The sequence below is a fragment of the Agrococcus jenensis genome, from assembly GCF_003752465.1.
In the GTDB taxonomy this organism is placed as follows: domain Bacteria; phylum Actinomycetota; class Actinomycetes; order Actinomycetales; family Microbacteriaceae; genus Agrococcus; species Agrococcus jenensis.
The window spans coordinates 930861-951196 of the sequence record NZ_RKHJ01000001.1 but is presented as its reverse complement, the minus strand read 5'-3'; the positions used below and the strand labels follow the sequence as shown (position 1 = coordinate 951196).

Sequence of the window (20336 nt, the reverse complement as noted above, 5' to 3'; positions counted from 1 at the left end):
GCCATGACGCGCGAGCTCCACCTCACCGGCGACGACGCCGCCGACCGCCTGCTCTCCGACGACGACTTCGCGCTGCTGACGGGCATGCTGCTCGACCAGCAGGTGCCGATGGAGACGGCGTTCGCGGGGCCTGCGAAGCTGCGCGACCGGCTCGGCGACCTCGACGCGGCGGCGATCGCGACGATGGACCCCGACGCGTTCCAGGCCGCGTTCGCCGAGAAGCCGGCGGTGCACCGCTTCCCCGGCTCGATGGCGAAGCGCGTGCAGCAGCTCGCCGCGGTCGTCGCTGACGAGTGGGGCGGCGACGCCGGCGCCATCTGGCGATCGGGCGATCCGGACGGCGCGGAGGTGCTCCGTCGGCTGCAGGCGCTCCCGGGCTTCGGCGAGCAGAAGGCGCGCATCTTCCTCGCGCTGCTCGGCAAGCGCGCCGGCTTCGATGGTGCGGGATGGCGGGAGGCGTCCGCGCCCTACGGCGAGGAGGGCTCGAAGCGCTCCGTGGCCGACATCGTCGACGCCGACTCGCTCGCCGAGGTGCGGAAGGCGAAGCAGGCGGCGAAGGCCGCCGCGAAGGAGGCCGCCGGCTGATCGAGCCTCAGGCCGAGCGCGGACGTGTGCGCGCGACAGGCGACGGCGCGCCCGTCGCTCATGACGGGATGCCGGGCGCGACGCCGGTCGTCACCAGGTACGCAGCGGTCGCGAGCATGGCGATGTTGACGATCAGGGCGCCGATGCCGATCCCGGTCGCGAGCGCGACCAGGGTCGATCGGGCGCCTGCCGCGCGAAGGCGCTTGCGCACGACCAGCCCGCCTACGGTCGCCACCAGCGCCGGGACCACGCCGACGGCCGGCGCGATCCAGGCGAGGAGTGCGGCGACGAGCAGCATCCAGCCGGCAGTCCGGGAGGGGCTCGAAGGTCGAGGCCGGGACGCGCCGATCCCCGAGTGGATCGACGGGTGCTGCAGTGATTGCTGCGATGGGTAGCGCTGCGACGGAGGCGAGCTCCGAGTCGGCGCTGGGGCGGCAGGGCCCGGTCGCGGCATCTCGAACGCTCGCCGGGCGAGCTCTTCCACCCAGACCTGATCGAGCGCTGACCCCTCTACGCCGAAGCCGTCGAACCACGCCTGCAGACCTGAGGCGGTGAGCACGAGGGTGCGGCGGTTAGATGCGTCCGCTGCGACCTCCGCCTCTGGATTGGTGAGCACGATGACGGACGTCACGAGGTGCGGGCTCAAGTAGCGTCGCCAGAGGTCGAGCTGCTTCGGAGTGTTGACGAGGCCGCCCTTGAAGGGCTGGCCATTTCGGACGAAGTGGAGCTGGTCACCTTCGCGCGAGATGACCTCGTAGCGCAGCGGAACGCCTCCGGCGGCGCCCCTCCAGTGCTTGGCATCCATGAGCCAGAACTGGCCACCGGCCCAGAGGAGCTGGTCGATGTCGCCCCGTTGTCCGGGCGGCCGCAACGAGAAGAAGACCATCATGCTCGGGTTCCGCTGGAGCGCCTGCAGCGAGTAGGACGCGAGGAGCTCCTCACCCTTCGTCCCTGCCCGCACGAGGCTCGGAGCGATGCCTCGCGCCGACGCCAGCCCCGCACCAGGCGTGCCGAAGGCGCGTCGGTGCGCGCTCGACGGCGCTGGTGTCGTCATGGTCCCCCTTGGCGCCTGAGCGAGGGTGCCTCCCTGCCCCACCGGCATCTTGCACGTTCAGCAAGTGCCGCGCCCAATCGAGGCGAAGCGCTCGCGGTTACCGCGCGCGGGTCAGCGCCGCTTCGCGCGTCCCCGCGGCAGCAGCTCGACGGTCGGGATGCGCGGCGACGGCAGCGTCGTGCCCGAGCCGTCGTCGACGACGCCGAAGCGCGGGCGCGCATCGGTCGGTGCCTCGCGCTCCGCCATCCACGCCTCGCGCGCCCGCTGCACCGTGGCGTGGTCGCGGCCGATGAAGTTCCAGAACATCACGACCTCCTCCTCGTGCGGCACGCCGCCGAGCAGGATCGCGACGCCGTCGGCGCGCTCCGCCGACACGATCGCGGAGGCGCGCCCGGGCTCGAGCACGCCGATCTCGCCGACGCCGATGGGCACGTCGTCGAGCGCGATGCCCGGCGTCAGCGCGAGCACCCCGTGCTCGAAGCGCTCCTCGAGCGCGAGCTGCGCCTCCGCGCCGCCCGGGATGCGCAGCTCGGCGCCCAGCAGCGGCGAGAACGTGGGCGCGGCGCTCGTGGCCCCGGCGTGGGAGCCGACGAAGACGCGCACCGTCGCGCCGCCCGGCAGCCGCGCGCTCGGCACGTCGTCGACGCCCGCGAACGACGGCTCGACGTCGTGGTGGTCGAGCGGCAGCGCCGTCCACAGCTGCACGCCGTGCAGCACGGCCGTGTCGCTCGTGGAGTACTCGCTGTGCGAGATGCCGTGCCCCGCGGTCATGACGTTGACGCCGCCCGGGCGCACGGTGTGCTGCGCGCCGGTCGAGTCGGTGTGCGCGATGGCGCCCTCGACGAGCCACGAGACCGTCTGCAGGCCGGTGTGCGGGTGGGGCGGCACATCCATGCCCGGGCCGTCGCTGATGTCGACCGGCCCGAAGGAGTCGGCGAAGCACCACGCACCGATCATGTGGCGGTGCTTGTTGGGCAGGCTGCGCAGCACCGGCAGCGCGCGCGGCCCGCCGAGCGGCACCTCGCGCGGCAGCAGCAGCTCGACGCCGGCCGCGCGCGCCTCGTCGATGCAGGCTCGCTCCGCCCCTTCGACCAGCAGCGCCTCGTCGTTGCTCATGCGTCCACGCTAGTCTCCGCCGCGCGGATTCCGTCGGCCGGTGGAGGCGCCCGGCCGGGCGCCGCCCTACCGTGGCGGGCATGGACCTCACGATCCCGGAAGCCGTGCTCCTGCTCGCCATCGACGACGAGGCGGGCACGCCGCTCATCGACGACTCGTCGCTCGGCATCGCGATGGCGGCCGCTGCGACTGCGCAGCTGCTGCTCGACGGGCGGATGCGGCTCGCGGGCGCCGGCGAGCCCGGCTCGCCGGAGGGCGCCCTCGTCGCCGCCACCGGCGGCACCGACGCGCGGCTCGAGCCGCTCGTCGCCGAGGTCGCCGGGCGCACGCCGAAGGCCGCGATCGAGCGGGTGGCCGGCTGGGGCGGCACGCGCACCCCGGGCGGGAGGCTGCGCGGGCGCCTGACGGACGACTTCGCGGCCGCCGGCGTGCTCGCGCGCGAGCAGGATCGCTTCCTCGGCATGACCTGGCGCGAGCGCTGGGAGCGCGGCGAGCGCCGCGCGGTCGAGGATGCGCTGCAGGCCAGGGCGCGCGCGGTGCTCGACGGCAGCGACGAGCCGCGCGTCGCGACGGCGCTCGCGATCCTGCACGGGGCCAAGGCGCTGCCCGCGGTGTTCCCCGACCTGCCGAAGGAGGCGCTCGAGCGCCGCGGCGAGGAGCTCGCGAGCGCGAGCTGGGCGAGCGCGTCCGTGCGCGCCGCGATCGAGGCGATCGAGGCCGCGATGGTGGCGATCATGGTCGTGACGATGATCGTGCCGATGACGTCGAGCGGCTCCTAGGCGCCAAGCCGCGATCCGGCTGCGGCGCAGGAGCGCGGTGCCAGGATGGGGCGACCGCTCGACCGACCGAGGAGGCACGACGGATGCCGCACGTCTCGACCGTCATCGGCCACGCCCTGGGCGCCGGCTTCGCCGTGCTCGCGTCGGTCCGACGGCCCCACCCGATCCACCCGCACGGCGTGCAGCTGCGCGGCTCCCTCCGCCGCACCGGCTGCGCGCTGCGGACCGGCGTCCCGTGGTTCGACGGGGCAGACGCTGTGCCCGTGCGCGTGCTCGCGCGCGCGTCTCGCTCCGCGGGCCTCCCGGCCCCGCTGCCGGACGTGATCGGCCTCGCCGTGCAGGTCGACGGCGACGACGGCCGGGCCGACCTCGAGCTCGCGTCGACCGGGCGGGGCTGGCCGTCGCGCTTCTGGCTGCTGCTGCACCGCTCGCCGTCGCGCGCGCACCTCGGCTCCCTGTTCCCGTACCGGACGCCCACCGGCCCGGTGCTCGTCGCCGCGCGGACCCGCGCACCCGCCGACCTGCCGATGACGCCGGAGGCGCTCGGCGAGCGCCTCGAGTCGGAGCCGTGGCGCCTGACCCTGCTCGTGGCGCGCCCTCGCGGGGCGTGGCATCCGTTCGCCGAGCTGGAGCTCATGCGCGAGCCCGGCCCGCTGGATCCGCTCCTGCGGTTCGACGCCGGGCGGCATCCGCTGCCGGGCACGGAGCAGTACGACTGGGCGCGGCGAGCGCGGCAGCCCTCCTACGACCGCGTGCAGCGCGACGCGGCTCGGCGCTGACGCGTCAGATGCCGAAGAGCTGCTTGCCGAAGACGATCACGACGATGCCCGCGATCGCGAGCAGCGCGCACAGCGTGAGCAGCAGGCCGGCCACCGCCGTCGAGCCGGGCCGGTGGCTCTCGAGCGAGCGGATGGCGAGCGCGTAGACGACCGGGATGCCCGCGCCGAGCAGCAGCCCGACGGCGAGCACCGAGACGATGGCAGTGGCGAGCGCGCCCAGGTCGAAGCCCATCAGCGGTCCTCCGTCCGGGGCTTGGGTCGCTTCTTGCGCTTCCGCGGCTTCGCGAGCGGCGCGATGCCGGACGCGACCGCGCTCAGCTCGCGGTCGATCTCGCGCTTGCGCTCCGCCTTCGGCTGGTCCCACTCCTCGGTGACGTTGTGGTGGCCGACGTGGCTCGCGCGCGAGCGCAGCCACATCACGAGGCACGCGGCGAGCAGCAGGAGGGTGACGACGATCGATCCGCCCAGGTGCCCGAAGATGCTGGCGATGCCGAAGCACAGCGCGCCGACGGCACCCGCCGCGGGCAGGGTGATGAGCCACGCGATGAGCATGCGGCGCGCGACCGACCAGCGCACCTTGGCGTCCGTGCGGGCGACCCCCGAGCCGATGACGGAGCCGGAGGCCACGTGCGTGGTCGACAGCGGCAGCCCGAGGTGGCTCGAGGTGAGGATGATCGAGGCGCTCGAGAAGTCGGCCGACATGCCCTGCCGCGGCGAGATGTCGACGATGCCCTTGCCGAGCGTCCGGATGACGCGCCAGCCGCCCATGTAGGTGCCGGCGGCGATCGCCACCGCGCAGACGACCCGCACCCACAGCGGCATGTCCGCCTCCGGGTCGAGCGTCCCGTGCGCGACGAGCGCGAGGAAGATGACGCCCATCGTCTTCTGGGCGTCGTTCGTGCCGTGCGCGAGCGACATGAGGGAGGCGGCGCCGATCTGGCCCCAGCGGAAGTCGGTGCGCTCGCGCCGCTCGCTCAGCCCCGCGGTCACGCGCTGCACGAGCCACGTGCCGCAGAAGGCGACGAGGCCGGCGATCACCGGCGCGAGCAGCGCCGGGATGAGGATCTTCTGCGCGACGCCGCCCCACAGCACACCGGTGAGGCCGAGCGCCGCGATCGTCGCCCCGATGAGGCCGCCGAAGAGCGCGTGGCTCGACGACGACGGCAGCCCGAAGAGCCACGTGAGCACGTTCCACACGATCGCGCCGGTGAGCCCGCACAGGACGATGAGCATGAGGCTCTCGCCGTCCACGCCCGTGAGGTCGACGATCCCCGACCCCACGGTGCGCGCCACCTCGATCGAGAGGAACGCGCCGACGAGGTTGAGGGTCGCGGAGAGGGCGACGGCCGGCTTCGGCTTGAGCGCGCCGGTCGCGACGGACGGGGCCATCGCGTTCGCGGTGTCGTGGAAGCCGTTCGTGAAGTCGAACGCGAGCGCGACGACCACGACGATCGCGAGGATGACGGTCTCCTGCATCGCGCCAGTCTCCACCACCGGCGCCCTCGGCGTCCAACCGCCGTAGCATCGGGGCATGACCTCGACGCCGCCGCCGTCCTCGCAGCCGCCCGGGTGGTACCCGGATCCGTACGCCGCGACGCCCGGCATCGAGCGCTGGTGGAACGGCCTGCAGTGGCTCGCCGAGACGCGCGACCCGGCCGCGCAGCCGACCTGGTCGCCCGCCCCGTGGGAGGACGTCCCGGAGCCGGAGCGGCAGACCGCCAGCTGGGGCGCTCGCCTCGGCGCCTACCTGCTCGACATGATCCCGATGGTGGTGCTCGCCATGGTCGTGCTCGGCGCGTTCGGCTGGTTCGGCCTGGTCGGCCGAGCGGCGGAGGGCGACGAGGCCGCGTTCGCCGAGCTCGAGGCGCTCAGCGCGCCCGGCAGCCCCGCCTCCATCGCGAGCATCGTGATCGGCGCGATCGCCTACTTCTGCTACAACGTGGGCTTCCACATGGCGAAGGGCCAGACGCCCGGCAAGATGCTCGTCGGCATCCGGGTGCGGATGCGCGACGAGGACCGGCTGCCGGACGCGCGGGCGGCGATCGTGCGCTGGGCGGTGCAGCAGGGCGCCCCGCAGCTGCTGAGCGGCTTCGCCGGGCTCGGCTTCTTCGCCGGCGTCTTCAGCATCGTCGACCACCTGTGGCCGCTGTGGGATCCGCGCGGGCAGGCGCTGCACGACAAGGCCGCGCGCACGATCGTCGTCCGCGCGCCGCGCCGGGGCGTCAGCTGAGGCCGAGCCAGTAGAACGACTGGGTGCCGAAGGTCAGCGAGAAGCGCCCGTCCTCGGCGATCGTCGGGAACTGGCCGCCGCCGAACAGGTCGTTGAGCCGGGCGCGCGCGAACTGCGGGGCGTCGATCGTCACGTGCACCGGGTTGTGGCTGAACGAGAAGACGCAGAGCACGCGCTCGGCCCTCGGCCCGGCGTAGCTGCCGTCGCCCTCGTACGAGCGCACGAACGCGAGCACGGCGTCGTTGTCGGTGTCGAGCACCGTGATGTCGCCGAGGCCGAACACCGGATGCGCGCGGCGCACGTGCAGCACCGAGCGCATCCAGTGCAGCAGGCTCGACGCCTGCGCCATCTGCGACTCCACGTTGACGGCGGCGTAGTGGTAGACGAGCGACTGCACGACCGGCAGGAACAGCTTGCCTGGGTCGGCGTTCGAGAAGCCGGCGTTGCGGTCGGGCGTCCACTGCATCGGCGTGCGGGATGCGTCGCGGTCGTCGAGCCAGATGTTGTCGCCCATGCCGATCTCGTCGCCGTAGTAGAGGAACGGCGAGCCCGGCAGCGAGAAGAGCAGCGCGTTGGCGAGCTCGAGCTCCGCGCGCGAGTTGTCGAGCAGCGATGACAGCCGGCGGCGCACGCCCACGTTCGACCGCATCCGCGGGTCGTAGGCGTACCAGCCGTACATCGCCTGCCGGTACTCCTCGCTCACCATCTCGAGCGTCAGCTCGTCGTGGTTGCGCAGGAACACCCCCCACGCGGCGCCCGGCGGCACGTCGACCTGCTCGGCGAGGATGCGCTTGAGCTCGAGCGCGTTCTGCGCCCGCAGCGAGTAGAAGATGCGCGGCATCGTCGGGAAGTCGAAGGCCATGTGGCACTCGGGCTCCGCGGCCGTGCCGAAGTACGCGGCCGTCTCGGCGGGCCACTGGTTCGCCTCGGCGATGAGCACGCGGCCCGGGTACTCGTCGTCGACGATGCGCCGCAGTCGCTTCACGTACTCGTGGGTGGCGGGCTCGGACTCGCCGTTGCCGCCCTCCGACTCGTAGAGGTAGGGGATCGCGTCGAGCCGGATGGCGTCGACGCCGAGGTCGAGCCAGAAGCGCAGCACGTCCTCGATCGCGGCGTGCACGGCGGGGTTCTCGAAGTTGAGGTCGGGCTGGTGCGAGAAGAAGCGGTGCCAGTAGAACTGGCGGCGCACGGCGTCGAACGCCCAGTTCGACTCCTCGGTGTCGACGAAGATGATGCGCACGTTGGGGTAGCCGTCATCGGAGTCGCGCCACACGTAGAAGTCGCCGTACGGGCCCTCCGGGTCCTCGCGGGAGGCGAGGAACCACGGGTGCTGATCGCTCGTGTGGTTGATCGGCATGTCGATCATCACGCGCATGTTGCGGGCGTGCGCCTCGGCGACGAAGTGGCTGAAGTCGTCGATCGTGCCGTACTCGGCGAGCACGGCCTTGAAGTCCGAGACGTCGTAGCCGCCGTCGCGCAGCGGCGACTGGTAGAACGGCGGCACCCAGATGCCGTCGACGCCGAGCCACTGCAGGTAGTCGAGCTTCGAGGTGAGGCCCTGGAAGTCGCCGAAGCCGTCGCCGTTCGAGTCGACGAACGAGCGCACCATCACCTCGTAGAAGACGCTCTTGCGGTGCCAGTCGCGATCGAGGGCGAGGCCTGGCACGTTGCCGCCGATAATCGGGATGGGCGAGGTGAAGCTGGAGGTGAAGCTCACGGGCGCTCCTCGAGGTGCGGTGCCTGGGAGCGCAAGCCAACCACGGATCCGCACGCGAGGGCGATGGACGCGCACGCGGCGCCGGCGCCCCTCGGGCACCGACGCCGCGGTCGGGTCAGCCGGCGAGCGCGAGCTCGTTCGGCGCCCCGGCGATCGTGCCGGTGGCGAGCACCTCGCCGGTCGCGAGGTCGATGCGGTGCACCGCGTTCGAGGCGGGCTCGGTCACGATGGCCGTGTCCCCGTCGACGAGCAGCGCGGGGTGGGCCTCCTGCCACTCGGACGGCCCCTCCCACGCCTCGATGACCGGGTAGGAGTCGACGAGCTGGCCGGTGGTGACGTCGATGCGGTGGATGCCGCCGTCGGTGCCGAGCAGCCACGCGTCACCCGCGTCGTCGCGACCGATGCCGCGCCAGGTGTACGAGACGCGGTCGGGCAGCGGCACGACGTCGAGCTGCGCGCCGTCCTCGACCGCGCCGTCCCTGATCGCACCGGTGTCGACGAGCGCGATGCTGTGGAGCAGCGAGCCCTCGGCGTCAGGGTCGTCCTTGTAGTCGACGACCGCGATGGGCGACCCCTCGGTGACGTAGGCGTTGCCGACCCGGCCGAACGCGTCGGGGCTCGCGAGCTTCGCGAACGCGCCGTCGATGTAGGTCAGCACGCCGTCCTCGCAGCCGAAGAGCACGGCCTCGCCTGCGGCGACGCCCTCCCCGTGGACCGCGGGGCACTCCTCGAACCGCGCCGTCTCGTGGCCGTGGTCGTCGAGCACGCGCACCCCCGAGCGCGACTCGCTGTCGCCGAGCGTCGAGAGGATGGTGCCGTCGGCGAGCTGCACCGCGACGCCGTGGTGGGCGGCCTCCGACTCGAGCGTCTCCATCTCGGGCAGCCCGTCGGCGCCGAGCAGCGCATCGGTCTCGAACAGGTGGAAGTCGCCCGTGCCGTCGTCGAAGAGCACGGTGCGGCCCTCGTGGCGCACGACGTGGCCCGGCGTGGTCGCCGGGAACATCGTGTCGGTGAGCTCGGCGTCGCCGCCGGTCGCGCCGGTGGCGAGCACCTGGAAGCCGCCCTCGGTCGTGACGAGGACGTGCTCGCCGTCGCCTGCGGTGTTGAGGCGGTTGAAGCCGTCGAGCGGCAGGTCGGCGACCTGCTCGAGCGACGCGGCGTCGAGCACCGCGATCCCGCCGTCATAGGCGATCGCGAGGCGCTGGCCAGGCTCGGCGGGAGTCGAGGCCTCGGCCGTCGCGGGGGCCGTCTCGGACGCGGCGGGGGCCGAGCCGGTCGAGCAGCCGGCGAGCGCGATGGCTGCGGCCGTCGCGAGGCCTGCGACGGCGAGGTGCCGTCGGCGGGAGGTGGTGGGGTGGTGCATGGGTGACTCCTCGGGTGGTGGTGGTGGTCGGGTGGATGGTGCTGGGCGCGCCGATCGGCGGGGGGTCAGGCGAGCGCTGCCTCGATGCGATCGGCGTTCGCGCGGAGCATCTCGAGGTACGTCTCGGCGCCCTCGCCGGGGCCGGTGAGCGACTCGGTGAAGAGGGTCTCGACGCGGACCTCGAGGCCGGCCTCCTCGGCGAGCACCTGCACGAGCCGGTCCGGTTGCGACGACTCCGCGAAGATCACCGGCACGCCGGCGTCCCGGATCGCGCCCGCGAGGTCGGCGAGGTCGCTCGCGCTCGGCGCGGCGAGGGTCGTGCCACCGGGCACGACCGCCCCGACGAGCCGGAAGCCGTACCGCTCGGCGAGGTAGCCGAAGACGTGGTGGTTCGTCACGAACGCGCGCCGTGCCTCGGGGATCGCGCCGAAGCGCGCGGCGAGGTCGGCGTCGAGGGCGTCGAGCTGCCCGCCGTACGCGGCCGCCGCCTCGTCGAGCACCGTGACGTCGATGCCGTGGACGTGCTCGGCGATCGCGGCGCGGAGCGCGTCGACGACGGCGCGCATCTGCGTGGGGTCGGTCCAGAAGTGCGGGTCCGCGCCCGCGGCGTCTTCGCTCGAGTACTCGAGCACGTCGACGTGGTCGCCGGCCTCCACGATGGGCACGCCCGCGGCCTCTGCAGCCGCGACGTGCTGCTCGAGGCCCTCCTCGAGCCCGAGGCCGTTCGCGACGACCAGGTCGGCGGACTCGAGGCCTGCGGCCTCCTGGGCCGAGATCTCGAACGAGTGGGGATCGGCGTTCGGCCGCATGAGGGTCGTCACCATCGCCTGCTCGCCGACGAGCTCGCCGACGACGTCGCCGAGGATGTTCGTGGTCACGACGATGCTGGGCTGCTCGGCGGCGACGGGTGCGCAGCCCGCGACCCCGATCGCGACCGCGAGCGCGGCGACGGCAGCCGCCGCGCGGCGGCTCGAGCGACGCGCGCTCATCGGCCGGTCTCCGCGAGGTGCAGCGGCGCGGGCACCGAGAGCGTGCGCGCGATGCGCGCGCCGTCGGCGTAGTCGATCTCGAGCACCGCGTCGTCGGCCGCCACCGGCACGTAGGCGCGGTTCGCGTCGACCTCGAGCGCCAGCGATGCGGCGGCGCCGGGGTCGGCGAGCGCGGCCGCGAGCACCGGCTCCGTCGCGCCGAGCGCCGCGCCCGCCTCGTCCAGCACGAGCACCCGGCCGTCCGCGGCGATCGCGACGACGTGCCCGGCCTCGTCGTCGACGGCCACGACGCGCTTGAGCGGCACGGGCGTCTCGACGAGCGTCCAGGTGCGCTCCCGGGTGTCGAGCAGCCAGAAGCCGGCCTCGCCTGCGACCGCCGCGGTCGTCGCGCGACCCGCGCGCATGCCGAAGCCCGTCGGGCGGAGCTCGGCGACCGTGCCGGCCGGGAGCGCGATCGCCTCGAGCTGGACGCCCGCGTCCGTCTCGGTCGCGAGCACGGCACCCGCCTCGCAGCCGACGACCGCGCTGACGCGCGTGACGATGCCACCCGCGGGTGCGGCGCACGGCTCGCTCGCCAGCTGCGTGCCCGCCGCGTCGAGCACGACGACGGCGCCGTCACGGGCGACGATCGCGCCATCGCCCGCGGGCGTCGCGAACCCCCCGGCCGCGGCGTCGAACCGCCCGGTCTCGACGAGCTCACCGCGGCCGAGCGCGTCGCGGTCGAGCAGCACGACCTCGTCGCCGCCGAGCACGGCGGTGCGCGACTCGGTGGACGAGATCGACACGGGCCCCGCGAGGTCGAGGTCGCCGACGACCCGGGGGTCGGCGCGGTAGTAGTGCACGTGGTCGGCGTGGTCGACGGTCCAGACCCCCGTGTCGACGAGCGTGACGCCGTCGGCCGTGGTCGCGGCGAGGAAGCGCCCGTCGTGGGTGAGCGCCTCGACCTCGCCGAGCGCGCCGAGCTGCTCGACCGACTCGTCGAGCGGATCGAGCAGGTGGGCCTCGCCGTCGGCGCCGACGGCGGTGAGGAGGTGCTGGGGCTCGGCGAGCTCCGCCGCGCCCTCGACGTAGCCGTGCGGCACGGCGCGCTCGGTCGCGTCACCGGTCGCGCTCGGGGCTGCCGGTGCAGGCGCGCTGCAGCCGGCGAGCGCGAGCGCCGCGATCGCCAGCAGCGCGCCGGCCGCGCCTCGTCGGTGGGTGGTCGGTCCCAAGGTGGTCGGTCCCAGGGTGGTCGGTCGCAGGGTCACGCTGCGCTCCTCTCGCTGGCGCGCGCGGGCGCGCCGTCCGTCGGTGTGGGGGCGGCGAACCGCGCGCCGTCGCGCGGTCGGAGGTCGACGAGGGCGCGCAGCGCGCTCGAGGCGGCGAAGGCCAGCACCGCGGCGATCGCGATCGACGCCCCCGCGGCGGTGCCGAGGTGCCACGAGCCGATGAGACCAGCGGCCACGGCGGCCGAGCCGATCGCGGCGCCGCCGAGCATGCCGCCGACGATGCTGCGCGACCACACCGCGGCGGCGGCGGGCGGCGCGACGAGGAGCGCGACGACGAGGAGCGTCCCGACTGCCTGGTACGAGGCGACGACGGCGATCGTGATGAGGGCTGCGAGGCCGACCCGCGCGATGCCGGGGCGCAGCCGCAGCGTGGTCGCGATCCGCTCGTCGAAGGCGAGCGCCAGGATCGGGCGGTGCAGGAGGGCGGCGAGCGCGGCGGTCGCGCCGAGGCCGATCGCGAGGGCGAGCAGCTCCGCCTCGCGAATCGCCAGGACGTCGCCGAAGAGGATCGCGGTCGCGTCGGTCGCGAAGCTGCCCGAGTGCGACACGATGACGACGCCGAGCGCGAGCATGCCGACGAAGGCGATGCCGATGGCGGTGTCGTCCCGCAGCCGCGCGCGGCGCGTGAGCCAGCCGATGCCGACGGCCATCGCGGCGGCGCTCGCGGCCGCGCCGACGAGGGGCGAGCCGCCGACGATGGTCGCGATCGCGACGCCCGGCAGCATCCCGTGGCCGAGCGCCTCGCCGAGGAACGCCATGCCCCGCGCCACCACCCACGCGCCGGCGACGGCGCAGATGCACGCGGCGAGCGCGCCGCCGAGGAGCGCCCGCGCGAAGAAGCTCGTCTCGAACGGCGCGAGCAGCAGCTCGAAGGACCAGGGCATGTCAGCAAGATAACGATAATGATTCTCAAAGTACAATCGGGGGCATGAGCACAGCATCCGCCCTCCCGACCTCCGGCTCGACCGGCATCCGCGTCACCGACCTCGTCGTCCGGCGGGGCGACGTCACCGCCCTCGACGCCCTCGACTGCGAGCTGCCCGCCGGGGTCGTGACGGCCGTGGTCGGCGGCAACGGCTCCGGCAAGTCGACGCTCCTCGAGGTGCTGGCCGGCATCGTCGCGCCGACGACGGGCGCGATGGCGGGGCTCCCCGACGCGCGAGCGCTCGTCGTGCAGCGCACCGGGGGCGACGACCGGCTGCCGCTGACCGGCAGGCAGGCCGTCGAGATGGGGCTGTGGCGCGAGCTGGGGCCCCTGCGGCGGGTCGGCCCGCACGGCCGCCGACGGGTGGACGCCGCGCTCGACGCGGTGGGGATGCGCGGCGAGGCGCACCGGCAGCTCGGCGCGATGTCGGGCGGGCAGCGGCAGCGCGTCCTCGTCGCGCAGGGCCTCGTGCAGGACGCGCCGCTGCTGCTGCTCGACGAGCCGGCTGCGGCCGCCGACGTCGACGCGCGCGACCGCATCGACGCCGCGCTCGCCGAGCGGGCTTGGCAGGGCGCGGTCGTCGTGGTCGCCACCCACGACCGCGCGAGCCTCGCGCGAGCCGACCGCGCGCTGCTGCTGGACCGCGGGCGGCTCGTCGCGGCGGGCTCGCCCGCCGAGGTGGCCGTCGCGCAGGCGGCGCGAGCCGCGGCGGCGCTCGCGCCTCAGGCCGGCGGCGCACCCGTCGACGAGCGGATGACGAGCACGGGCGCGTAGCTCGTGTGGCTGCGGTCAGGCTCGGTGACGGGCCGGCCGTGCGGATGCTCGGCGAGCGCCGTCATGATCCAGGCGACCACGTCCTCGCCGTGCTGCGCGGGATCCTGCCGGATGGTCGTGAGGCCGAACGCGGCCGCCGTGGGCACGTCGTCGACGCCGATGACGCTCAGCTCCTCCGGCACGCGGATGCCGAGCTGGTGCGCGGCGAGGAGCACCCCGAGCGCGACCTCGTCGGTGCCGGCGACGATCCCAGTGGGGCGATCGGCCCGGGCGAGCAGCTCCCGGGCGGTCGCGTGCGCGCCCTCGAGCGTGGTCGGCACCGTCATGATCGGGCGCATCCGGAGGCCATGCTTGGCAGAGACTCGCTCGAACGCCCGCTTGCGCCGGTCGGACGACGAGGCGTCGATCGGCTGCACCTCCGTCTCGCTCATCATGTGCAGCAGGTCGCGGTGACCGAGGCGCACGAGGTGCTCCGCCGCCTGCTCGCCGGCCGCGTCGTCGTCGAGGCAGAACGAGCGCGAGTGCGGCGTGGGCTCGCCGACCGTGGCCACCGGGATGCCCAGCTCGTCGAGCCGCGAGAGGTCGCCGCCCACGAGGCTCCAGGTGATCGTCACGAGCCCGTCGACCTCGCCGCGGTCCATGAAGCGCTCGAACTTCTCGTGGCCGCCCCGTCCGAACGCGCCGAGGTCGTAGAGCAGCACGTCGTGCTCGTGCGCGTCGGCGGCGTGCGCGATCCCGTGCAGCACCGAGCCGAAGTACCAGCGGTCGACGGAGGGGGTCAGCACCCCGATCGTGCGCGTCAGCCCCGTCGCGAGCCGCCTCGCCGCGCCCGAGGCGCGGAAGCCGAGGTCGCCCGCGGTGCGGCGCACGCGCTCGCGCGTCTCCGGCGACACCCCGTCGGCGCCGGAGAGCGCGCGGGATGCGGTCGCCTTCGACACCCCTGCGGCGCGGGCGACGTCGTCGAGCCTGGGCATCGCGCCTCCTCGCGCCGTGACGGGCCTCGTCGCCCGTCCATCGATGGAACCGGTTCCGAGGGTATAGCGCCACCATGTCGCACGCGAGCGTCGGCCCGCCGTGATCGTGACCGAATCGAAACATTGTCATGTGGCCAGGACCCGTCCGCCGTGCGCTACCGTCACTGGCAGTGGAACCGGTTCCGGCTCCCTGCACGAGGCCGTGCTCCGTCGCGGCTCGTACCCCTTGGCACTGAGCGAACGAAGGAGTTCACGTGAAGCACGCACGCAGGATCGCGGTGCCGCTCGGCATCGCCGGCGTCACCGCGCTCGCCCTCACGGGCTGTGTCGGCGACGCGCCCACCGATCCGTCGGCGGCACCCGGCGCATCCGGTGGCACCGCGGCGGAGGGCTGTGAGGCCTACGCCGACTACGGCACGTTCGACGGCGCCGAGGTCAACGCCTACGGCACCATCCTCGACGCCGAGGCGGACCGCCTCAACGAGTCGTGGGCCGAGTTCGAGGAGTGCACCGGCATCGACGTCGTGTACGAGGGCTCCGCCGAGTTCGAGGCGCAGATCAACGTCCGCGTCCAGGGCGGCAACCCGCCCGACCTCGCCTTCTTCCCGCAGCCCGGCCTGCTCGCATCCGTCGTCGGCACCGGCAGCGTGCTGCCCGCGCCCGAGTCGGTGGCCGCCAACGCGACCGAGTACTGGAACGAGACGTTCCAGGGCTTCGGCACGGTCGACGGCACGCTCTACGGCGCACCGCTCATGTCGTCCGTCAAGGGCTTCGTCTGGTACTCGCCGTCGGTCTTCGAGGAGAACGGCTGGGAGATCCCGACCACGCTCGACGAGCTCGACGAGCTGACCGCGACCATCGCCGAGACCGACGTCACGCCCTGGTGCGTGGGCTTCGGCTCCGGTGAGGCGACGGGCTGGCCCGGCACCGACTGGCTCGAGGACTACGTGCTGCGCCTGCACGGCGCGGACGTCTACGAGCAGTGGGTCGCGCACGAGATCCCGTTCGACGACCCCCGCATCGTCGAGGCGCTCGACCGCGTCGGTGACCTCATCAAGAACCCCGAGTACGTGAACGGCGGCATCGGCGACGTCTCGACGATCGCGACGACCGACTTCGGCGAGGCCGGCCTGCCGGTGCTCGACGGCGAGTGCGCGATGCACCACCAGGCCTCGTTCTACGAGGGCTTCTGGAGCGACGACAACTCGGTCGAGGTGGCCGAGGACGGCCAGGTCTGGGCGTTCCTCCTGCCCGGCACCGAGGCTGACGCAGCTGCGGTCACCGGCGGCGCCGAGATCGTGGCGGCGTTCAACGACTCCGACGAGGTCGTCGCGGTGCAGACCTACCTGGCGAGCCCCGAGTGGGCGAACAGCCGCGTCTCGCTCGGCGGTGTGCTCTCGGCCAACTCGGGTCTCGACCCGGCGAACGCCTCGAGCGACCTGCTGCGCCAGGCCTACGAGATCCTGCAGGACCCGAACACGACGTTCCGGTTCGACGGGTCCGACTCGATGCCGGGCGCTGTCGGCTCGGGCACGCTGTGGACCGGCATGGTCGACTGGATCTCCGGTGCCGACACGCAGTCCGTCCTGTCCACGGTGGAGCAGAGCTGGCCGTAATCGGCCGTTGATGCCCGATGTGGGGGCCGCGCACGCGGCCCCCACATCCGCATCTGGGAGGTGTCCATGACCACGTTGGATCTTTTCGGCAAGGTGCTGCAGGCGATCGTCGCGCTCGCGGCGTTCGGTGTCGTGATGGCGCTGCTGCTCGCCTTCCTCGACCGCGACGACACCGTGCAGCGGCGCGGCTTCCTCGCATCGCTCAAGGTCGGGCTGCGACCGCGCATCATCATCGCGGCGGCGTTCGTGCTGCTCGCGGTGCTCGCGCGCGTGCTCTACGGCACCGTCTCGTGGATGACGCAGGAGCTCACGAACTCGCTCATCCTCATCGGCATCCTCGGCGTGGTCGGCGTCGTGCTGCAGCTGCTGCTCGACCGGGCGCTCGAGCCCGCGTCGCCCGCGGTCCGCAGCGCGGTCTTCCGGCTCGTGGCGGCCGCGCTCATCGCGGTCGTCATCGTCCTCGCCCCGATGGGCGAGAGCGGCGCGATCCCGATGCTCGACTGGGTGACGCCGGCGCTGTCGCTCGCGGCGACCATCGCGGGCTGGCCGCTCGTCGCGGCGCTCGTCGCGACCGCCGCCATCGCGTTCGCGCCCGCGCGCATCCGCCGCTCGCTGCGGCTGCTCGCTTGGATCGCGGCCGCGGTCGCCATCGTGGTGATCGCGCTCGTGCTCGAGGGCGGCCGGGAGGTGCCGATCGGCGTGTGGCCGTGGGCCTTCGCCGCGGCGCTCAGCATCGCCGGGCTGCTCGGCTACCTCGCCGACCACGACGAGGACTCGAAGCCGATGCTCGTGTTCCTCATGCCGGCGGCGCTGCTGCTCACGATCGGCCTCGTCTACCCGGCGATCCGCACCGCGATCCTCGCGTTCACCGACGCGACGGGCACGTTCAACGGCGCCGACAACTTCGTCTGGATGTTCACCCAGCCGGAGGCGCTCATCACGCTCGGCAACACGATCGTCTGGGTGATCCTGGTGCCGCTGCTCTCGACGGCCATCGGCCTCGCGTACGCGATCTTCATCGACAAGAGCCGCGGCGAGCGGTTCTTCAAGATGCTGCTCTTCATGCCGTTCGCGCTCTCGATGGTCGGCGCGAGCATCATCTGGAAGTTCATGTACGCCTACCGCGGGCCGGAGCAGGACCAGATCGGCTTCGTCAACCAGATCATCGTCTGGCTGGGCGGCGAGCCGCAGCAGATCCTGCAGAACAGCCCGTGGAACACGCTCGCGCTCATCATCGTGATGATCTGGATCCAGACCGGATTCGCGATGGTCGTGCTCTCCGCGGCCATCAAGGGCGTGCCCGTCGAGCAGATCGAGGCCGCATCGATCGACGGGGCCAACCCGTGGCAGCGGTTCTCCAACGTGGTGCTGCCGGGCATCCGCTCGTCGCTCGTCGTGGTCGTCACCACGATCTCGATCGCCACGCTCAAGGTGTTCGACATCGTCCGCACGATGACCGCGGGCAACTTCAACACCTCCGTGGTGGCGAACGAGATGTACACGCAGGCGTTCCGATCGGGCGAGCCCGGCCGAGGCGCCGCGCTCGCGCTCATCCTGTTCGTGATGGTGCTGCCGATCGTCGTCTACAACATCCGAGTGCTCAACCAGCAGAAGGGCATCCGATGAGCCAGATCGCCGTGACCCCAGACCCCGAGATCACGCTCGCGTCGACCGACGCGGCGCTCGGCACGAAGCTCGACCGCGTGAAGCGGCGCCTCACCAGCCCGTGGGCCACGATCGCGGCGATCGTCATCGCCGTGATCTGGACCATCCCGACCTTCGGGCTGCTGCTGTCGTCGTTCCGTCCCTCCGACCAGATCTCCGGGTCCGGCTGGTGGACGTTCTTCACCGACCCGCAGCTGACGCTCGCGAACTACAGCGAGGTGCTGTTCTCGGCGTCGTCGTCGTCGCCGCAGCTGGGCGAGTACTTCGTGAACTCGCTCGCGATCGCCATCCCCGGCACGATCTTCCCGCTCGTGCTCGCGTCGCTCGCGGCGTACGCCTTTGCCTGGATCAAGTTCCGCGGCTCGTCGACGCTCTTCGTGATCGTCTTCGCCCTGCAGATCGTGCCGCTGCAGATGGCGCTCATCCCGCTGCTGCAGCTGTTCGTGACGTTCATGCAGCCGTTCCAGGACGCGCTGCACGAGACGCTGCCGTTCATCAGCGAGCGGCAGTTCCTGCCGGTGTGGATCGCGCACACGATCTTCGCGCTCCCGCTCGCGACGTTCCTGCTGCACAACTTCATCTCGGAGATCCCGGGCGAGGTCATCGAGGCGGCGCGCGTCGACGGCGCGGGGCACGGGCAGATCTTCTTCCGCATCATCCTGCCGCTCGCGACGCCGGCGATCGCGTCGTTCGCGATCTTCCAGTTCCTCTGGGTCTGGAACGATCTGCTCGTCGCCCTCGTGTTCTCCTCCGGCACACCGGATACCGCGCCGCTCATGCAGCGGCTGGCAGAGCTCGCGGGTTCGCGCGGCGAGAACTGGGAGCGACTCACGGCGGGGGCGTTCGTCTCGCTGCTCGTGCCGCTCGCGGTGTTCTTCGGCCTCCAGCGCTACTTCGTCCGAGGCCTGCTGGCGGGCTCCGCGAAGGGCTAGTCACCCGCGCGTGCGGTACCGGATCGTCGTCTCGGAGTCAGCGAGGCGACGATTCGGTACCGCTATTCCGATTGCTTCGAACCAACGCGTCGGCGACGCCGCGAATGCGCTCTCGGGGAGGGCTCTGCTCGGCCATCCCCGACGTTGCGCCGGCGCGTGCGTCAGTTCGACCGGCGCAACATCGAGCGAAGCGTGAGTTGGAATGCCGCCAAGCGACCGAAGGCGGGGACAAGCGCTGCTTCGATGCATTTGTCGAGATGTCACCGGCGATACATAGACTCGAGACGACGAAAGAGGACCGATGGCACGCAGGCGCGGATTGCTGGCAGAGATGCAACGGCAGGCGAGGTTGGCGGAGCAGCGACAGCGCCAAGCGCAGCGGCAGCAGCAATCGGCGAGCGCGGCGCATATTCGCTAGCTCGAGAGAGCGCGGGCCGCGGAGGCGCGCGCGGATGCTGCGTTCGCGCGCGCCTCTGAAGCGGACCGGAAGCGTCTCGAGAAGGAAGCCGCTGCGGCTCATCAAGCAGCAATGCTCGAAGAAGCAGAGTTCAGGACGCAAGAGCTGCAGGATCACCTGCAGGCCCTTGATTCGCTGCTTGCAGCGACGCTGTCCATCGATGACTTCGTCGATCTGGAGGCGCTGAAGCAGCCAGTAGTGCACCCGCCGTTCCCGCGGTGGGATCTGGAGTCGCCGATAGCGAGCCCGCCCGAATTCCCGGACCCGCCGATGCCTGTGCTCGAGCCAGTGCCGGAACCCAAGGCGCTCTTCGGCAAGCAGAAGAAGTGGGAGCTCGCGAAGGCCGAAGCCGAGCATCGGCACAGTGCCGCGCTCGCGCAGTGGAACGGCGAACGCGCACGCCTGGCGTCACTGCGTGACGCCAATGTGCGACTTCACGAGCAGGCGGAACGGGAACGCCTGACCGCCTTGTCCCAAGCTCGGACCGCATATCACGCGCAATCCGAGGCGCGAATCGCCCAAGCAGCAAAGCAGCACGAGGAGATCGACGCCCTCGTCGCGGGCCTGGCTTACGGAGTTCCCTCGGCCGTCGACGAGTACGTCACCATCGTGCTTGCCAACTCTGTCTATCCAGAAGGCTTCGACGTCGAGCATGACGCGAACTTCGATGCTTCGAGCGGCGAACTCGTCCTCAGAGTCAGCATCCCGGACCCGGCTGCGGTCCCGACCGATCGGGCATTCAAGTACGTGAGAGCGAGCGACGAGATCGTTGCCGTCGCGCAGACGCAGAAAGAGTCGCGCGAGCGGTACGCGTCCATCGTCCATCAGGTTGCACTTCGCTCCCTTCACGAGGTGTTCGAGGCGGACCGAAGGAACTTGATTCGCTCCGTCTCGCTCGAGGTGGGCACGCTTACGCAGCACCCTGCGACCGGCAGAGACACGTTCATCCGCTTCGTCGCGGTCGCCGCAGACCGTGATCGATTCGGAGAGTTCAACCTCGGTGCGGTCGTCCCCGCCGCCACCCTGGAGCTATTGGGCGCGGCAGTGGCGAAGCAGCCGTACCTGCTGAAGGGTGTGGACGCCAACGGCGTTCGCTCGTACGCGGGGGAGTAG

19 protein-coding genes are annotated in these 20336 nt (G+C 72.4%); 9 read left to right on the top strand and 10 right to left on the bottom strand.

Annotated features, from left to right (window positions below; all coding sequences use genetic code 11):
* Positions 1-3 precede the first annotated feature (3 nt).
* A complete protein-coding gene (locus EDD26_RS04680) occupies positions 4-585 on the top strand; it encodes an HhH-GPD-type base excision DNA repair protein (RefSeq protein WP_123696645.1) in 582 nt (193 codons plus the stop codon).
* A 58-nt stretch (positions 586-643) separates the two neighbouring features.
* On the opposite strand, the gene EDD26_RS04675 is transcribed toward EDD26_RS04680, so the two are convergent.
* Entirely contained in the window at positions 644-1471 is an 828-nt protein-coding gene (locus EDD26_RS04675; RefSeq protein ID WP_148058697.1) for a hypothetical protein, read from the bottom strand.
* A gap of 279 nt (positions 1472-1750) precedes the next feature.
* A complete protein-coding gene (locus tag EDD26_RS04670) occupies positions 1751-2755 on the bottom strand; it encodes a pirin family protein (protein WP_123696643.1) in 1005 nt (334 codons plus the stop codon).
* Positions 2756-2835: 80 nt separating this feature from the next.
* On the opposite strand from EDD26_RS04670, the gene EDD26_RS04665 reads away from it, so the two are divergent.
* Both EDD26_RS04665 and EDD26_RS04660 read left to right on the top strand, forming a co-directional pair.
* Positions 2836-3534, top strand: a complete 699-nt coding sequence (locus tag EDD26_RS04665; protein WP_123696642.1) for a GOLPH3/VPS74 family protein — start codon at positions 2836-2838, stop codon at positions 3532-3534.
* A gap of 83 nt (positions 3535-3617) precedes the next feature.
* Entirely contained in the window at positions 3618-4313 is a 696-nt protein-coding gene (locus EDD26_RS04660) for a hypothetical protein (RefSeq protein ID WP_123696641.1), read from the top strand.
* Positions 4314-4317: 4 nt separating this feature from the next.
* Here EDD26_RS04660 and EDD26_RS04655 read toward each other — a convergent pair whose 3' ends face one another.
* Positions 4318-4545, bottom strand: a complete 228-nt coding sequence (locus EDD26_RS04655) for a hypothetical protein (protein ID WP_123696640.1) — start codon at positions 4543-4545, stop codon at positions 4318-4320.
* Positions 4545-5789: an inorganic phosphate transporter gene (locus EDD26_RS04650; protein ID WP_123696639.1), complete on the bottom strand. Its 1245-nt coding sequence runs from the start codon at positions 5787-5789 to the stop codon at positions 4545-4547. Before EDD26_RS04650 ends, EDD26_RS04655 begins: the two co-directional genes overlap by 1 nt.
* A 55-nt stretch (positions 5790-5844) precedes the next feature.
* On the opposite strand from EDD26_RS04650, the gene EDD26_RS04645 reads away from it, so the two are divergent.
* Positions 5845-6543, top strand: a complete 699-nt coding sequence (locus tag EDD26_RS04645; protein ID WP_123696638.1) for an RDD family protein — start codon at positions 5845-5847, stop codon at positions 6541-6543.
* On the opposite strand, the gene treS is transcribed toward EDD26_RS04645, so the two are convergent.
* The 5 genes from treS to aztB form a co-directional block, all read right to left on the bottom strand.
* The gene (gene treS / locus EDD26_RS04640) at positions 6536-8260 is read right to left on the bottom strand and encodes a maltose alpha-D-glucosyltransferase (protein WP_123696637.1); all 1725 of its coding nucleotides are present in this window, start codon (positions 8258-8260) and stop codon (positions 6536-6538) included. The two genes, EDD26_RS04645 and treS, sit on opposite strands and share 8 nt — an antisense overlap.
* A 115-nt stretch (positions 8261-8375) precedes the next feature.
* A complete protein-coding gene (locus tag EDD26_RS04635; protein WP_123696636.1) occupies positions 8376-9623 on the bottom strand; it encodes a hypothetical protein in 1248 nt (415 codons plus the stop codon).
* Positions 9624-9688: 65 nt separating this feature from the next.
* Entirely contained in the window at positions 9689-10612 is a 924-nt protein-coding gene (gene aztC / locus EDD26_RS04630) for a zinc ABC transporter substrate-binding protein AztC (RefSeq protein ID WP_123696635.1), read from the bottom strand.
* Complete coding sequence (locus tag EDD26_RS04625) at positions 10609-11859, bottom strand: hypothetical protein (protein ID WP_123696634.1); 1251 nt, start codon at positions 11857-11859, stop codon at positions 10609-10611. Before EDD26_RS04625 ends, aztC begins: the two co-directional genes overlap by 4 nt.
* Positions 11856-12764 carry a zinc ABC transporter permease AztB gene (gene aztB / locus EDD26_RS04620; RefSeq protein ID WP_123696633.1) on the bottom strand — a complete coding sequence of 303 codons (909 nt, stop codon included), beginning with the start codon at positions 12762-12764 and terminating at the stop codon, positions 11856-11858. Before aztB ends, EDD26_RS04625 begins: the two co-directional genes overlap by 4 nt.
* 44 nt (positions 12765-12808) lie before the next feature.
* On the opposite strand from aztB, the gene EDD26_RS04615 reads away from it, so the two are divergent.
* Positions 12809-13579, top strand: coding sequence for a metal ABC transporter ATP-binding protein (locus EDD26_RS04615; protein WP_123696632.1), 771 nt, complete (start codon positions 12809-12811; stop codon positions 13577-13579).
* Here the strand turns inward: EDD26_RS04615 and EDD26_RS04610 are convergent.
* Positions 13528-14553 carry a LacI family DNA-binding transcriptional regulator gene (locus EDD26_RS04610; RefSeq protein WP_123696631.1) on the bottom strand — a complete coding sequence of 342 codons (1026 nt, stop codon included), beginning with the start codon at positions 14551-14553 and terminating at the stop codon, positions 13528-13530. The two genes, EDD26_RS04615 and EDD26_RS04610, sit on opposite strands and share 52 nt — an antisense overlap.
* 254 nt (positions 14554-14807) lie before the next feature.
* Between EDD26_RS04610 and EDD26_RS04605 the strand changes: the two genes are divergently transcribed.
* The 4 genes from EDD26_RS04605 (at position 14808) to EDD26_RS04590 (ending at position 20336) form a co-directional block, all read left to right on the top strand.
* Positions 14808-16169, top strand: coding sequence for an ABC transporter substrate-binding protein (locus tag EDD26_RS04605; RefSeq protein ID WP_123696630.1), 1362 nt, complete (start codon positions 14808-14810; stop codon positions 16167-16169).
* A gap of 492 nt (positions 16170-16661) precedes the next feature.
* Entirely contained in the window at positions 16662-17795 is a 1134-nt protein-coding gene (locus EDD26_RS04600) for a carbohydrate ABC transporter permease (RefSeq protein WP_123698446.1), read from the top strand.
* A complete protein-coding gene (locus EDD26_RS04595; protein WP_123696629.1) occupies positions 17792-18766 on the top strand; it encodes a carbohydrate ABC transporter permease in 975 nt (324 codons plus the stop codon). The genes EDD26_RS04600 and EDD26_RS04595 overlap by 4 nt, the downstream gene beginning before the upstream one ends.
* A gap of 529 nt (positions 18767-19295) precedes the next feature.
* Complete coding sequence (locus EDD26_RS04590) at positions 19296-20336, top strand: hypothetical protein (protein WP_245989757.1); 1041 nt, start codon at positions 19296-19298, stop codon at positions 20334-20336.